Origin of the sequence: Mesorhizobium sp. CCNWLY176 (assembly GCF_037153935.1) — a bacterium.
In the GTDB taxonomy this organism is placed as follows: Bacteria; Pseudomonadota; Alphaproteobacteria; order Rhizobiales; family Rhizobiaceae; genus Mesorhizobium_M; species Mesorhizobium_M zhangyense.
This window is the reverse complement of sequence record NZ_JBBBDZ010000011.1, coordinates 1-14,472: the sequence shown is the minus strand read 5'-3', so window position 1 is coordinate 14,472 and position 14,472 is coordinate 1. Positions and strand designations below refer to the sequence as shown.

General features: G+C 56.4%; 13 protein-coding genes and 1 tRNA gene. 4 read left to right on the top strand and 10 right to left on the bottom strand.

Annotation, left to right across the window (positions count from 1 at the left end; translation table 11 throughout):
* Positions 1–33: 33 nt before the first annotated feature.
* On the bottom strand, positions 34–3,075 hold the full coding sequence (locus WBQ96_RS18240; protein WP_336552922.1) for a right-handed parallel beta-helix repeat-containing protein: 3,042 nt from the start codon (positions 3,073–3,075) through the stop codon (positions 34–36).
* A 71-nt stretch (positions 3,076–3,146) separates the two neighbouring features.
* Complete coding sequence (locus WBQ96_RS18235; protein WP_336552923.1) at positions 3,147–3,326, bottom strand: hypothetical protein; 180 nt, start codon at positions 3,324–3,326, stop codon at positions 3,147–3,149.
* A 453-nt stretch (positions 3,327–3,779) separates the two neighbouring features.
* Here WBQ96_RS18235 and WBQ96_RS18230 point away from each other — a divergent pair, with 453 nt between their 5' ends.
* Positions 3,780–4,046, top strand: coding sequence for a DUF3892 domain-containing protein (locus WBQ96_RS18230; RefSeq protein ID WP_336552924.1), 267 nt, complete (start codon positions 3,780–3,782; stop codon positions 4,044–4,046).
* A gap of 548 nt (positions 4,047–4,594) precedes the next feature.
* Here WBQ96_RS18230 and WBQ96_RS18225 read toward each other — a convergent pair.
* From WBQ96_RS18225 to WBQ96_RS18205, 5 genes are all read right to left on the bottom strand, one after another.
* Positions 4,595–5,254 carry an HK97 family phage prohead protease gene (locus WBQ96_RS18225; RefSeq protein ID WP_336552925.1) on the bottom strand — a complete coding sequence of 220 codons (660 nt, stop codon included), beginning with the start codon at positions 5,252–5,254 and terminating at the stop codon, positions 4,595–4,597.
* Positions 5,238–5,384, bottom strand: coding sequence for a hypothetical protein (locus tag WBQ96_RS18220; protein WP_336552926.1), 147 nt, complete (start codon positions 5,382–5,384; stop codon positions 5,238–5,240). Before WBQ96_RS18220 ends, WBQ96_RS18225 begins: the two co-directional genes overlap by 17 nt.
* Positions 5,384–5,989, bottom strand: coding sequence for a hypothetical protein (locus WBQ96_RS18215; protein WP_336552927.1), 606 nt, complete (start codon positions 5,987–5,989; stop codon positions 5,384–5,386). The genes WBQ96_RS18220 and WBQ96_RS18215 overlap by 1 nt, the downstream gene beginning before the upstream one ends.
* On the bottom strand, positions 5,989–6,492 hold the full coding sequence (locus WBQ96_RS18210; RefSeq protein ID WP_336552928.1) for a hypothetical protein: 504 nt from the start codon (positions 6,490–6,492) through the stop codon (positions 5,989–5,991). Before WBQ96_RS18210 ends, WBQ96_RS18215 begins: the two co-directional genes overlap by 1 nt.
* Positions 6,493–6,792: 300 nt before the next feature.
* Complete coding sequence (locus WBQ96_RS18205; RefSeq protein ID WP_337035908.1) at positions 6,793–7,665, bottom strand: hypothetical protein; 873 nt, start codon at positions 7,663–7,665, stop codon at positions 6,793–6,795.
* A gap of 305 nt (positions 7,666–7,970) precedes the next feature.
* On the opposite strand from WBQ96_RS18205, the gene WBQ96_RS18200 reads away from it, so the two are divergent.
* Positions 7,971–8,354 (top strand): hypothetical protein, encoded by a 384-nt coding sequence (locus WBQ96_RS18200; protein ID WP_336552930.1) that lies wholly within the window; start codon positions 7,971–7,973, stop codon positions 8,352–8,354.
* 427 nt (positions 8,355–8,781) lie between these two features.
* Here the strand turns inward: WBQ96_RS18200 and WBQ96_RS18195 are convergent, their stop codons facing one another.
* The 3 genes from WBQ96_RS18195 to WBQ96_RS18185 all read right to left on the bottom strand — a co-directional run bounded on the left by WBQ96_RS18195 (position 8,782) and on the right by WBQ96_RS18185 (position 10,647).
* A complete protein-coding gene (locus WBQ96_RS18195) occupies positions 8,782–10,134 on the bottom strand; it encodes an AAA family ATPase (RefSeq protein ID WP_336552932.1) in 1,353 nt (450 codons plus the stop codon).
* A complete protein-coding gene (locus tag WBQ96_RS18190) occupies positions 10,106–10,378 on the bottom strand; it encodes a hypothetical protein (protein WP_336552933.1) in 273 nt (90 codons plus the stop codon). Before WBQ96_RS18190 ends, WBQ96_RS18195 begins: the two co-directional genes overlap by 29 nt.
* 192 nt (positions 10,379–10,570) lie before the next feature.
* Positions 10,571–10,647: transfer RNA gene (locus WBQ96_RS18185), tRNA-Pro, on the bottom strand.
* Positions 10,648–11,317: 670 nt separating this feature from the next.
* Between WBQ96_RS18185 and WBQ96_RS18180 the strand changes: the two genes are divergently transcribed.
* A complete protein-coding gene (locus WBQ96_RS18180) occupies positions 11,318–12,172 on the top strand; it encodes a hypothetical protein (protein WP_336552934.1) in 855 nt (284 codons plus the stop codon).
* A 12-nt stretch (positions 12,173–12,184) separates the two neighbouring features.
* Entirely contained in the window at positions 12,185–13,876 is a 1,692-nt protein-coding gene (locus WBQ96_RS18175) for a CHAT domain-containing protein (RefSeq protein ID WP_336552935.1), read from the top strand.
* The last annotated feature ends 596 nt before the right edge of the window (positions 13,877–14,472 follow it).

Here is a 14,472-nt window from a genome sequence, read left to right as displayed (position 1 = left end):
GCGCTATAGCGCGGGTGGCCTAGTTTTGTATGACTACGCCACAGGTCCGAGAACCTGCAGAGTCGGCGGTGACGTACTATCGTCCACCGCGCAGATAACTCCGCCACGGCGGGGGATGACGTAGTTTGCCACATTAGGGCACCAGAACGCGCCCGATGCGTGCGTAAGCGTTACGGTGTCCAAGGCACCCGTCCCGGTGTTCTGGATGACAATGATGGGTGTTGCCACGCCCATCCCGGACAGGGTTACGCTAGTAACGGTAATGCCGCCCGTGCCGTTCAGCTTGATTAGAGACTGATCGACCATCAGAACTCCTGAGGCCAGGGTCTTCGTTGCGTGAGGGCGAGCACCCAATACAATGGGGGCGGCCAAACGTGCGAAATTATCCGAACCTATGGAGCGAGGCGCGTACTTCTGCGTCATGTCAACGCCAGCTTCAGTAATTCGGAAATCCTGCGTACACGACGCAAACGTATTGCTGTCACCGATCTGGATCGTGGAGTTTGCGCTGCTGTCGGAAAGCGGCACAAACACGCCACGCGAAGCCGTGACCATGGCATCCGTAGTGAGTCGGATCTGGTTCCCATCGACCAGGTTTCCGATAGTACGCATATCTGTTGAATGCTCACCGATCTGGACGCCAACTAGATTTGCCGTGCCGTCCGCTATTCTCGGGTGAACGTTGCGAATGCTGTTGTTCTTGACGGAGCAGTACCGCGCCGAGCCGGACGAGTTGCCGAGAAGAACGCCGCCTGTTTGGAATTGCGTGATCTTGTTATTTTCGACCGTTAGGTCTTCCACGTACTCGAAAAGTCCAGTCGAAAGATCGCGATACCAGCCAGTAAACAGAACACCCCAGCCGTTGCCGCCGCCACGCTCGGCACGCCACACCGTGGCCTCAGTGTACCATTCGGGAGCGTTATCCGCCAACGTAACCACGTCGCCCGCGACGCTGCTCACCTTGGAAATGAATGGGTCTTGATGCGTTAGCTTCGGCACGATGACAACAAAGTCACCGCTAACGAATTTAGCGCCTTCGCCCGTTTTCAGCGTCAAAGTCGGGCTTGACCGATTGATGGTTCCCGTTCCGCTCTTCTCGCTGTCGATGATGATTCCGGCACCGAAGCATGAATTGTCAGAAACGGTTCCGCGCTTGCAGCCGTAGGTGCCATAGATGTTGGAAGCACCAGAGCAGCGAACAGTGTTTTCGGTAACTGAGAAATCCACGGTCGCGGTATCTGGTCCAATTGACCAACTTGCAGCGTCCGTAGCGCGCAGGGAGGCAGGTACGATCATAAGGGCACGGGCTGTAGCAGCCGTATCGCTAGTTACGTTGATGACCTCCATCACAGCGATCTCGGTAGACGGCGTTCCCACCAGCGTGACAAGCTGGCCGATAAGATCGGTGTCGAATGTCCCGGCCGTGACGGCCGATAGGGCCATGACTTGACCCGTGCCGTAACCGCCGCCCGTCTCGGTCGCTTTGATAACCTCGCTCTTGGTCAGATCGACCGAGCCGACGAAGATGCCACCAGTCAAAGCGCCGAAAACATTGTTGCCGCGAACGTCAAAATTCTGGTTTGAGCGAGACAGAGAAAACCCGTTGTCCGCAGAATGCTCTATTTGATTGTCGTTGAAACCACCGTTCGCGCAGAACAGGATGCCAGGATCCTTTGTGCGAGTGAAGATGTTTTCCGTGATATTGCAAGACCCTCGGAAGGTGAACACCTGAAAGGGAGGCCCCCTCAGCGACTTGAACCGACAAGCGTGGACCCGAAGCCGCGACGTTCCGTCGAGCATACCGCGCAGAGCGAACGCAGTCCGCATCCTTGGCGTAGTCGTTCCATCTGTTAGGCCGTTGTAAGGGAAAGTCTGGCGCACCCATTCGCCATCGAATGTCACGCCCTCGATATCGAAATTCTGGACGCGGTTGTCGGTCGAGATATTGCCCGTCGCGTCGCAGAAGAAACCGACGACATTGACGGCCGCTTTGATCGTTACAAGATCGCGGCCTGCTCCGCGCACCACAACATTAGATCCGTGAACAGGGCGAAGGTGCGTGCTCAGGTAGTACGTGCCGGCCGAGAGGACCATCGGCCGGCCGATGTTAAGCACGGCCTGCATTGCGTTATACGTATTGGCGTTGACCGTGCCAGCCGGATCGGCACCGAGCGCGATCGGGTTGATTTCTACGTCGGCAATTTCGTACCAAACGACAGTCACAGCATCGGCGAGCGTTATCGAGAATTTGCCGATGTGAGAAGGTTCGGAGGCAACCTTCTTGTAGAGCGCACCGCCACCATCGCCTGCCGCGCTGTATCCCGCCGTGCGCAGGAACAAGGGAGCCACAGAAGGTGCATAAACGCTCACTGATGTAATCGTCGCAAATTCGGTAAGCTCGACTGCTGACGCAGCCGCTTCGGCCGCAAGCTGCGCATCGATTGCTGCATCCCGAGCAGCCTCGGCCGCGGCTTGGATTGCGGCGCTGGCCTGATCGGAAATGAGGCGGAGCGTTCCGCCTGCCACATAGCCGGCTACGATCATTCCGGCTGTTAGGCCGCCGATGGCGACGTTGCTGCCAGAATTGGCCTTGATGGTAAGGGGCGACGCGCCGTTGAACGCCACCGTTACCGGTGACGCGGTGTTGGCAATAAAAATCGGCAGCGAGATAATCGCGCCACCATCCGCAGACGGTAGCGGAATGCTGGTAGTCGCGACAATCGCATTAGGAGTGCCGGCGCCAACATTCGAGGCTCGTATAAAGCTATAAGGCAATTCTCCGGTGCGAACCCACTCACCGAGACCGACGCCGCCAGTCTTCCGGTAAACGCCGTTGTTAGCGACAACCGGGTCGCTCATTACCCAGGCCATCGTGCGGATTGGCGGATTCAAATCTGCGTCGAGGGAGGCTTTTGTCGGGTAAAGAAGTCCGCCCGTCGTTACAAAGGCGTTGATATAGCCCTCATACCCGCGCAGCAGCTCCCTGATCTCGGCCTTGCGCGGCTGCCATTTCCCAGACGTCGGGACGCCGTCGGTAACAAAATCTCGATAAACATTGTCGGCAATTTGCGCCATCGTATATCCAATAAAAAGGCTCGCCGAAGCGAGCCTGGTGAACCGGCGAGCCGGGTAACTATTAAGTGTGATTATTCGAAACCTGTGCCGTCGCTAAACTGCACGCCGTCATCGAAGGGCGTGCTCTCTTCCGGCACGTCCTCCTGCTTCGGCTGCTCTTTGCTATCGGCGCTATCGCGCTGGACGCCTTCCCTGAGCATTTTTCGGGCAAGCCGATGCGTTTGCGCCGAAGCACGTTCGAAAGTGTTCATGTTTGGATTCCTGTGAGGGGGCCTCGCGGGAGGGCCGACTATCTGGTCGGACCAACGCTAGACCGCTATATTCTGAAAAGGCTCTGGCGACTGATTCGCTGGGGGTGCGACAATTTATGTCAGCTATGCGGACTTAATGTATGTTGACAGGTTGTACACAGGGTGTACCCTCAGTGCAGCGCACGGCATAGAAGGTTATTTACTTTTCTTTAGGAATCTGCCAAAGAAAAAGGCAGACGGCTATAAGCCGTCTGCCTTCTATCTGAAGCGTACTCGCGGTCGAGTGGTGCCGAGTGGACGACCAAGGATCGCGAGTCCGTTCCCTAGCAGGTCGGTAACTAGTGCTCGGAGGCTTTTTTGGCAAGCCACTGGAGCAGTCACTTATGATTACCTGTCCTCCCAAAGATGACCGCGTAAGGCCTGCTCCGTTTCGCTCGGAAAGGAGCAATCGAAATGGCCGACGTTCAGGTAAAGTGCATCAACAAGCAGCCGCGCAATAACCCATATGAGGGCATTACGCACCTCGGTGGCGACGGCTGGAAGTGGACTCGTCAGCAAGTCATCGATTCGATCGAATCGAAAGCCAACACCTTCTTCACGTTGGTGAACGGCAACCGCGGAAACATTGGTGTCGTGGATGGGCCCAATGGAAAGTATCTCCGCACCTACGCTGACGGTAAGTGGAATGACAACCTGCTCTCACTCCCCGAGTGCAAGTAGTAGTCTTTCAAACGGAGTGCCGTGCTCAGCACGGCACTCCTTCTCGTTTAGCGCGGCAAAGCCCACCTAGCTTACCTAAAATACTCGCTCCCCGGCTCTTCATCGGACGGCGGTGACCACGTTACTTTTTCAAAATCGGATGGGGTGGCGCCCAATTTTCCAAGAACTACCCGCAGTAGCTGCATTCCGGGTACTCCAAGTTCACCTGTTTCCATCTTCGCCGTTAGAACGGCGGCAATCTCCACAATGAAGCGGTGCGTTGTATTCAGCCAGGGCATGGCAGGAACTATATCCCGCCATGCATTCTTGGCGCTATCCGATAGCCATTCGCTAGGCTCACCGAGTGGGCCGAAGCCAGAAGGTTCGCGGCGGGTGCGATACCGCTGCGGATTCTTGTCGATAGCACCTGACAGACGCGCCAAGGCCCGAGGTGTTCTCGGCCCGGCCATCGTTGACCCTCATATTTTCAATCGGAAAAATGTGCGCGAATGACCCGGACCGTTCCCGCAGACCTAGACCTGTGAAGATCGAAGGGCGGGGGGTGGAGGTCATCGACGGCCGCGAATCTCCTGCGAGTAAGCCTTCATTCGCGCAGCCAACGCCGCCGCCGCGTCGAGCGCCTCACTGTTATCGATGACTGCGGGCAGTGCCAGTCCCCGCAATGATGCACGGAACTGTTCAGCGGCTTCGTCTGCGCGCTCGCTCGCTGTCTTCTCTTTGATCGATGCAACCCTGGCGAGATCATTGCTCGGCTCGTCAACGATAGACACCTCGCGCAGATCGACTTCTTCGATCCAGCGTTTCGTCGTGCCGCGGCCTGAGGTCGCGCGCTTTACACGAAAACCGATAGACAGCCCGTCCAGCGCGCCACCCTTCATTAATGACAGAATTCTGCGCCCGTAGTCGGTGTTCAGCGCGAGTAGCTGGCCTTCAACGTAAAGTCCCTGTGAATCCTCACGCATGGACGTCCAGATGCCGCATGGAAGGTCGTCTCCAGTGAATGGATTGCCGTTGCTGCCATGCATCAGGAGCATCCTCGGTAGCCGTCCCTTGGCCTTCCAAGCCGCCAACGATACATTAAACGCGCCGCGTTGTATGACGTCCGCGTGACTGTCGAGGTTACCGAAGACCGCCCCATAGCCGCTAAACACGCCGCTGGCTGCGTCGATCGCAGCCGGTGTGAACCTAAAATCAGATCGCTGCGTCATGCCGCTTGGCCCAAGTCTTCAATGCCGCCACAATCTTCTTGCCGGTTGTCGGATTTGGGGGATTTGCAGGCACTTTCATATCGTAGTCGTCGCTGTCTTTGCGAAGAGTAGCTCTCTCAAAATCGGTCATTACAAATACCCCAAGGGTACAGCCGTCTTGTCTATATACCCACGTTTAACGCCGTCCCGCAGGGCATAGCTTGCGTGGTCATTTCGGCGGTTGGGCAAGCCCATGATCTCAGCGCCGAAGTCGTGAAGCCCCTCGCTGCTGACGCCCGCGTGCTCAAGACGTTGTTTGATATCGCCAAACCTAGAGTGCACAGACACGGCCTTGGCAAGATGCTCGTAAAACTCACGCGCGAGCGCTTCCTGCTCAGCCTTAAACTCGGCGACAATCAACGTAGAGGCTTTGGTGCGCTCGACGCGGATGAGTCCGGCCAATTCATGCGTAGCTTCGACCAGGAGTCCACGCCGACGCGCAAGTGCGGCCATGCGATCCCTAGTATCGGCAGGCGGCTCATAAGCGGAGCCTTTAATCAACGCATCAATTTGAGTCTCTCGATCGTCGTTACGCCTAGCCTGAGCGTTTTCGCGGGCAATTTCGCGCTGACCCTCGTCACATTTTGCTTGCTCTGCGATTAGCGTCTCTTGGCGCGCCAAGAGATTGCGCAGTTCTTCGGATACCGAATCTGGCGTTGGGACAGGTTTGTCAAAATCGATTTTGGGCTTCAACATTATGCGGCACCACGTTCTGCAGGCAGCAGTTCGCGCGAGATCTGCGCAACTGCACGATTGGTTAGAAGGGTAAATCTCTGAAGACCGGTCTTCCCGGTCGGCTTTCCGCGATAGTGCGCGGCATTAATGATGGCGCGGCCTTCGCCAACAAGAATTGAGCCATCGCGGAAATCGATGTCGCCGAAACGCCACCCGACGGCCGTTTCGACCAAGTCCGTTAGTTCATCCTCGAGGGTCGGCTGACCTACGCCGACGGCCAGATTGAGAGCGCCAATACGCTGTTCTGTGTCGACGGCATCGCGGATTGTCGAAGAGGTCAGCGCAAGGAGCGTCCTGGCGATTGCGCGTGGCGTCGGCTCGGGGGAAACGGGTCGGCCGGAATCGATTCGGTTTCGAGCTTTGAGCGCGGCGATGATCTGGCGGACAAATTTCGGTGGCAATTGAAGATTCTCGACAAACACGTCTACGACGTCTCGGACGAGCTTTCGGTGCTCGGTGGTCATTGATTGGCTTTCGCTTATTGGAGGGTAAAAAAGAGCGGCAGGAAGCCGCTTAGAATAGTCCTGTGCTGGTACATCCGCAGACACAGGCTCGGCTTAAGCCGAAAAGGTGCCGACCGCGCTGGAGAATGCGGCCGGCTATCGGTGGGGGAACTTCGCGGGAACGCCCACCGAAATTGTCGGTGGATGCTGCCCGAAGGTGCGTCCACCGTCAGGGCAAAACCCTGAATCAAAAAGGCCGCCTCGATGGGCGGCCTCTATCTCTCAATATAACGCTTGGGGCGCCAAAATGGGCATGCCCTCCTATCGCAGCCCAGCCGCCTTGGCTCGTTTCGCACATTCGACGGCGCGCTGGCGCGCTTCCCGATCGTATTCGCGCCACGCCCGCTCGAGCACTTCGAAGCCGAGGAAGACAAGCGCTCGGCCGGCGCCTTTAGCGCCCGTCGAGTTTCCAACCCAATGCGCCCGACCGATAGCCTCCAGCGTATCGCCGCCAATCACGGCTGCTTCAAATGCCTCGCGCAGGGCGCCAAGATGCTTGCGTAGGTGAGCGAGTAGTGGGCGGGCGTCAATAGCCGCATTCAACGGACCGTCGCCCTGCCATTTTTGGGCGATCGGCTTCGCCCTTTTTCTAGTCTTATCTGGATCTGCGCTTACGGCGCGAGTCGCGGCCGTTTCTGGCTTGGCTCGTTTGCCGGTCACGGTCTTGGCCCCCTTGTAAGATATCTGGCCGGTGCTGGGATCGAGCGTCGATTTCTGGTCGAGCGTGTAGATGCTGTCGACATCGACGCCACGAAGTTCAGCCGCACAGCGATCGAACATATGGCGATAGCGGATTGCCAGCGCCAAGTATCCATCCGCGCCTTCCGTCTGGAGCAGCCCGCCGAGCGGCCAGTTTTGATTGTCGCCGGCAGGACGATCGCGCCACTTCGATGAGGCATACCAGGCGATCCCCATATTGATCCTGCGAGATAGGGACGGCCCGTCATTCTCCAAGAGAATTGGTTTACCGCGCTTTTGCGGTTGTTTCGGCGGACTCCATTCGCCCTTGCAAAATAGGGAGACGACGTTGCGACCGCGGTCGAAGACCGGAACATCCTGGTTACGCAGCGCCGGATTGTTATCATTGGCCGCAACGCGACCGTCCGCCGAGGCGGAAAGTGAGGCAATAGACATCTTTGCGAAGTTCCACTCAGACCCGGGTCCACCGGGGCATGCCAGTACAGCCAATATATGGTTTGGGCCGCGATTTCTCTAGGGGCGCCCTTGCGCGCGTACGCGCGCTTGTGCACGCGCGAGGCAAAAAACTGAATTAGCGATACTAGCGGACTTGCCCGCCGGTCCCGGATTTTGCCAGCGGGGAGGACGCGACCACCCCCGGCCCAGCCTGACGGAGATAGAGAATGTTTCTTGTTTGTTCTACCCTCTTTGCGGTATTCTACCCTCGATAAGAAGGCGAATCAGGGCGAAAGGGAACTGGAATGATGTACTCCCAAAATCCTCGTTTCCATTGGTGGCAAGGCTCATCGGGATATTGGTGGATAGCAACGGTGTTGCCGCTCGGCATACCGGCGCTCGTCGGCCCAGCTGTTTACGTTATGGTCCGTCGAGATACATTTGGACAAACCATGCCGCTTTATATTGGGCAAACCGGCAACCTGTCTGATCGCATGGCGGAACACTTGCCAACGAAGCTTGCTTCCGCCCTAGCTCTCGGTGGCAATGAACTTCATGTGCATCTACTTACACAAACCAGCGATGAGCGATTTGCGGCAGAAAATGATCTGCGGCGGGGTCATTGGACACCGCTGAACCAACAGCCGGGCGGATTGTTTGGTCTTAGGGGGCTGACCGCATTTAGGTGAAGGTCTCCGCGTCCTTGCGCTCCCGCTTCTCATTATCATTCGCCGGCCGCAGATCTGGCCGCAGGGCATAGAACTCCTGCCACGACAGGCGTCGGCCGCGAAAGGCGCCGTCGTATCTAGCGTCATCGTTGGTACGTTTGGAATCTGGGATCATCCGGGGTTCCTCGCTACGTGATTTTGTGCGACCGAACGGCCGCACCGTACTAGAGAATTGATCCGTTCGTTCGCTCATGTGGGGGGACATAAATGCCCCCCACACAGGGTGAGTTTTTTGCTTTTACCGAACGGGCCGTTCTGTTTGATTTTATTAGATAATTTCGCATTTTTCGGATGCACCCGTTCGGTTCGTTCGAACGGCGTTCGGTGAGGTCGAAAAGCCTCAAAAACGGCCAACCGTAACCACCGGTACGTTCAGGCGTCCGTTCGCTCATTTTCGGCTCTTGAGGATCATGCCGGCGATGCCTTCGGCGGTAGCTTTTTCACGATGGCGCTCACTGCGAATATCGACTGCAGCCTCGTTCCCTGCCGCGGTTAGTTTCCAGCCTTTTCGATCGACATACTCGACCAGCTTACTTTTGCGCAGCTTGTCCAGCGCAGTTTGCGCACGTCTTTTGTGCGGCTGCCCGTCGACCAGCCAATCGGCTGCCTTGGCGACTTGTGAGGTTGTTGTTGACCCTTGCTCGACACGGAGGATGGCTTCGTCCTCGTCGTTGCGCGCGGCCTGCTTACGAGAGCGGACGTCTCCGTCAGACATCGCAGTAGCCATAACGGTGGGTACGTCACGACCCCTAGTATCTTTCAGTAGGGGAGCCGTCACCGTTTGGAGATCGAACACGACAGGCTCGAAATCCGGACCGCGGTGTTTCCCCTGCCAGTGAAGTTTGACAGTTCCATCACCGACCCTTGCGCAAGTCAGATTGCCATCCATTTCGGCGATGAAGGCGCCGCCACCGCGGGGCAAGAGGTTTGACTGGTCAGCGCTCTTGGTCGGATGACATGCCACCAGAACGCACGGCTTCCCCTCAACGGTGGTGAGCGTACGAAGGTCACGAGCGTGTCTTCCCATCTCGACGTTTCCGTTTTCGTCCTGACCCTGGAAATAAGCAGCAGAAGTGTCGACAATGATGAGATCCACGCCTCCGAGGGCATCGACGGCCTTTGAGACTTCCGCGAAAAGGCCGGCGATGCTGAATACGCCAGCGACGAAATGAGCATCGATGCTGTCAGGGTCGAAGCCCATGTGATGAGCCATGGCAATCCATCGCATTTTTACATCGTCCGGATTTTCACCCGCGAAGTAGACGATCCGACCCTTGCGCACATCACGATGACCGAGTTCACGTCCAAGCGCAGTCAGCGCAGCAAGTAAAAGCAGGATAGCCGTTTTTCCCGTCCCGGATGAGGCCGTCACGCTGTAAACGAAGCCCGCTTGAATGATGCCGTCGACCGCGTAGTCCGGTGGCACAAATCCGCGGACAAATTCGCCACTGGAAACGATACCAGGGAAGGGAACCGCAGCTTTTCGATTGTCGTTGAATGGGGCTGGCCGGCGAGTATCGGCTTCCTTATTGGCATTCGCTGCAGCAACCGCCTCCAGCCGCGCCTCGATGCGCTCGGCTGCTTTTTTGGAAAGAGGCGGGATAACGAGGGGGTGCCTTCGCATCGCCCTGGCGAGCGTCTCTCCGGGTGGTAGTGGCAGCGTTGGTTCCAGCGGCGCCATCAATCGGGCGACCGTGCCCCATGGAAAGTCGTCAATTTGCGTAGTGTTGTTCACTGTCATCAATTCCTGCTGCATCAAGCGTCATGGAAATAATCTGGCGCCGTACCTCCGGCGCCATACTCACGAGTTGGCCATCTCGTTTCGATGGCGGCCCGTAGACAAAAATTCGGCCGTCCGGAGCGCGGACGAGCGTGCAATCGAAGATGAGTAGGCCCTCTGTCGCCTCGAGATTGAATCGACAAAGCGTGTTGAACCCCTGCGGCGATCGTTCTTGGCGAACGCGCCGCGCGTCTTTAATGCGCATGAGTTTCTCGTGGTTGTGGATTGATGGACAGAATCGCTCGGCAGCACGGATACAGAACATACGCGCTGTCACTTCGGGACTTTTTCGGGACTCTGTGTTCCAGAACGGGCGATTTGAGCGCCCTTTGTTCCCAAATTGCGAGAGAAGCCGCTGGGGCGGCTGTTAAATCTCTCAACAATTTCAGGATGTTAATGGTCGGAGTGGCCGGATTCGAACCGACGACCCCTTGACCCCCAGTCAAGTGCGCTACCGGGCTGCGCTACACTCCGGACCGCGGAAAGCCATATATTTTCAATGGTTGCGGCGCAAGGCCTAAATCTGCCTGCGAGAACAGAAGCCGATCATTTCCGGCAAAACAGGCCCATTCCTGACGAAAACTCCCACGGAAAGTCCCACAGCGTTCGCGAAGCGTTCTGTGGATAGGTTTGTTCTAAGAGCTCTATATTGGCTTGATGCGTTGGTTGCGGGGGCTCGCAACACCGGGAGCGACATTTGCTCCGGATAGCCGTTTAATACGCGATAGTTCCAGATTTCTCCGGATTGAATGCTCGCAATGGACCTCCAGACTTACAGCCATTCGAATCCTTTTCGGCCCGCCAAAATCGCTGATTGCCCTGGCGTCGATTGCCACCTGAATCACCTCTGGTAGAGAACGGGAGATAGTCCACGCGTAGACAGACGTAGAGGCGGCGTTATTGGCGGTGAAAAAATTTGAACCGTCGACGGTCGATAGTTGATTTTGACTCTACGTCGCGTACACACCTGCTGCCACCACGCCGGAGGTCGCGATTTACTTGCCAGGACAACGCACATCGATCATCGCGTGCGGCTGTCAGCTGTGATACCTTACCAGTCTTAGTAATCTGAATTGGCCCGGTCTATCGAGTGGACTCGTATCTGAACTTAGCTGCCAACGTGCTACGAGCGTCCAAACGCCCCATGAGCGCGCGCGCCATTATCAGCGCTGCGTATCGTGCTGGCATCGTACCCGAGCATTTGTATGGCAAGACGCAGTACAAGACACTGCAAGCGCGGTTGAGCGAAGAAATTCTGTATAACCGCCGCAACACGTTGTTTTTCCGAACCGAACCAGGCGTCTTTTTCCTAACCGAGTTCATGTCGGATCCCGCCATCCCCCAGAAGTTCAAAACCGCGTTCCCCGCACGACGACGGACACGCGATCTTCTGAACGAGCCCAGTCTGGCCTTGTCGACGCGGTACGTCATGTCCGATAGGTTTTCGCAGTTCCACACATGGCACGAACTGGTCAAAGATGCCGAGCGGCATGATGCGCTCAAATACGTCGACCCCAAAGCCGCGTCCGCGGACTTCACGATGATCTGGTCATTCTCCTTGGTCCGAAGGGCTGAAAGCGTCCTCTCTTACCGGATTGGTCGTTATAGGGATGACCGAGATCAATTCGCAAATCGGCGAACAATCGGCTTCCCCGGAATTGTTGGCTTTACCGACAACACGCTGTTCTCGGAAGGCGGCTACGGTGCTGCGGAGGGAGCGCTTGAGGCGGTCTTGACCGACCTCGATCTTTCGTTACGCGCCTTCACAAGTGATGGTCACGTCGAGCTTCCAGCTTCAACAGACATTGTAATGCTCAATCGAGACGAAGACCGACCTATTCTCTTGTTGATAATGCAGTGGAATTGCCCTGATTGGTTCGAGCCGACTACTCGGCGTTTGTCTTTGAACGATGTATGTTGGTACAATCTCTCCACTAAAATTAACAATATCGACGACTTCGAACCTTGGTCCCGCGCCGCATTGGAACATGTCCGCTAACAGCAGTAGTGAATGGCGCTCGCTCCGATCATCACCCCTCAGCAAACGGCTTTCATCAGGTTCGAACTGGATCACGGCGACGCGCGTCGCAAGAAGAAAGCGCTGCAAGACGTTTCCCGATTGTATCGCGGTGGAGTCCGCTTCAATGCTGAGAGCTTGGAGGCCGTCGAAAATACGATTGATGGTCTACTCCTCCAAAGCAACCAAGACCGCAAGGTAGTCCGCTGGGGGCTAAACGCGCTTGGTCAACTTGGTCGGCGGATGGTGTCCGATAACCCCATCAAGCTTGCGCTAAGACACTATGAGGGCGATCCGGAAATCACTGCGGCGGGGATTGCAGCGCTATCGAGCATGCACGCCGGCCACCTGGAAGAAATCGACTTATACCAGAATTGCGATCCCTGTCTCCGCACCCTCGCTGCGCTGCAAAACACCGACCCTAAGTTTCTCGACCTCTCGAATATCCGAATCGATATCGACAAGGCGGACAAGGAGATTCTGAAACTAGCTCTGATCACGGTCGGCCTGAACAAAGATGTCGACAATCTCTTTCATCCGCGACACAGCAACGGGCAGATCGTGAAGGCGCTTGGCACGTATCCAGATGATATTGTCGTCCAATACTCCGTCTGGGCAATCATTGAAAACCAGAAGCTAGGAATGCACGATTTGGGCGTCAGTACGCATCCTGTAGATGCCCTTCCGTCAAATGTGCAGGCTAAAATAATGCAGCTTGTTGCGATGCGAGAGGCCGATCACGATAAGCGGCATAAGCTCATGCTGGATGGGCCGTATCTTCCGAGTGCTGACGCACGCGAAGGTATGGCGAAGGGATTGCTTAGTGTCTACTATGATGGGTTGGAAGGAATCACGCTCGACTGGTCCAAGCAAGAGGCTATGGAGCATGTGCGGAAGCTACTCGCTCAGCACTTCGCCCGATTCTCGAATGTTTGCGTACTGTACGAAGAAGAGGCCTTAAGACTTTTCGAGGCAAATCCGGAATTGCGCGACCACCTCCTGCTCGGCGCGGAGGGGCAACCGCTCTATCGGCGGCTACGCATGCAAGACCTGCGGATGGGTACGGCCGATCTTTTTGGTGGGGAGGACGAGTTCATGAAGACGATAAAGCGGCAAGGGAAACCGAAGGAACGCGTCGTTAAGGCATTGATCCTTTCGGCCGCGCCAAAAGACGCCGATCGTCTTCGGCTAGACCAAGAGGCTCGCGATCTTAAGGAGAAGCTACGGGCTGTCGAAAGGAGGGTGGTGACTGTCGAAGTTGTCAATGAATGGGCTGTTCGTGTTGATCAGATTCAAGATGCGCTCTTCAATGCAAAGCCGCAGGTCCTCCATTTCAGCGGACACGGTGACATCGGGACGTTGTTTTTCGAAGACCGAAACGGAAATGCCGCACCAGTGGAAGCTAAGCCATTCGGCGAGTTAGTCGGCCTTCATGCCGACTCCGTCCAATGCGTCGTCCTCAGCGCTTGCTATTCCGAGGATGTCGCGAAGGCGGTGCGTGCCCATGTTCCGTGGGTCATCGGCTGCGACAAGTCGATTGCCGACGAAGCAGCGATTGCGTTCTCCCGCGCCTTCTATCGAGCCCTAGCGAACGGTGAGGACTATCAGAAGGCCTTCAGACATGCCCGAAATGAAATTTCGCTGCACGGGATGAGCGGCGAGGCCGACAAGTACAAATTGATTTGAGACAATAGTTGCTTACTATCCTGCTAAAGTCACGATAAAGCAAATTGATGACGCACTCGCATAGGCGCCTTCTTCATACGGGGTTCGAGAATTACGATCACGTCGATCTCGATGCAGGCACAGTGTTCTTCGCCGAAGCGCTCCGGCGACACGACTGCCTCTGCTGCGGGATCAGGATGCTAGCCTTTGAGCACGAGCTGTCCACAACACCTTTGAAACCTGGCTACAGCCAATTTCAGTGGCTAACGCTCGAAATTTGTCCGGAGTGTGGTTGGTGGAATTTCAAACAGGACATGGCTGCCGGTCTTCCCTCCGTCCCCGAAAGGATAGTGCGGGCCACTTGGTGGGAACTAACCCATGCAGTTCAAGCTGAGATCGACCTAGGATCACACGCGCTTCCGATCGACCTCCTCCGACGGCATCTTATGCGGCATTGGGAAGATAGGAAGCTGATGTCCGCCCAGCAGGCGGAAGATCTCGTCGCCTCGCTTCTTCAGGACCATCATGGCGGACGGGTAATGACCTGCCACTGAACTTTCATCCAGCGGCGATTAGAGCCTCGGCCGTTTTTGATCCGATACCATTCTTTGGACCGC

Excerpts from the sequence above, each read along its gene's own strand:
- WBQ96_RS18175 (WP_336552935.1), top strand. The coding sequence starts at position 12,185 with ATGGCGCTCGCTCCGATCATCACCCCTCAGCAAACGGCTTTCATCAGG.
- WBQ96_RS18230 (WP_336552924.1), top strand. The coding sequence starts at position 3,780 with ATGGCCGACGTTCAGGTAAAGTGCATCAACAAGCAGCCGCGCAATAAC.
- WBQ96_RS18215 (WP_336552927.1), bottom strand. The coding sequence starts at position 5,989 with ATGTTGAAGCCCAAAATCGATTTTGACAAACCTGTCCCAACGCCAGAT.
- WBQ96_RS18225 (WP_336552925.1), bottom strand. The coding sequence starts at position 5,254 with ATGACGCAGCGATCTGATTTTAGGTTCACACCGGCTGCGATCGACGCA.
- WBQ96_RS18210 (WP_336552928.1), bottom strand. The coding sequence starts at position 6,492 with ATGACCACCGAGCACCGAAAGCTCGTCCGAGACGTCGTAGACGTGTTT.
- WBQ96_RS18235 (WP_336552923.1), bottom strand. The coding sequence starts at position 3,326 with ATGAACACTTTCGAACGTGCTTCGGCGCAAACGCATCGGCTTGCCCGA.
- WBQ96_RS18200 (WP_336552930.1), top strand. The coding sequence starts at position 7,971 with ATGATGTACTCCCAAAATCCTCGTTTCCATTGGTGGCAAGGCTCATCG.
- WBQ96_RS18220 (WP_336552926.1), bottom strand. The coding sequence starts at position 5,384 with ATGACCGATTTTGAGAGAGCTACTCTTCGCAAAGACAGCGACGACTAC.
- WBQ96_RS18195 (WP_336552932.1), bottom strand. The coding sequence starts at position 10,134 with ATGACAGTGAACAACACTACGCAAATTGACGACTTTCCATGGGGCACG.
- WBQ96_RS18190 (WP_336552933.1), bottom strand. The coding sequence starts at position 10,378 with ATGCGCATTAAAGACGCGCGGCGCGTTCGCCAAGAACGATCGCCGCAG.
- WBQ96_RS18180 (WP_336552934.1), top strand. The coding sequence starts at position 11,318 with ATGAGCGCGCGCGCCATTATCAGCGCTGCGTATCGTGCTGGCATCGTA.
- WBQ96_RS18240 (WP_336552922.1), bottom strand. The coding sequence starts at position 3,075 with ATGGCGCAAATTGCCGACAATGTTTATCGAGATTTTGTTACCGACGGC.
- WBQ96_RS18205 (WP_337035908.1), bottom strand. The coding sequence starts at position 7,665 with ATGTCTATTGCCTCACTTTCCGCCTCGGCGGACGGTCGCGTTGCGGCC.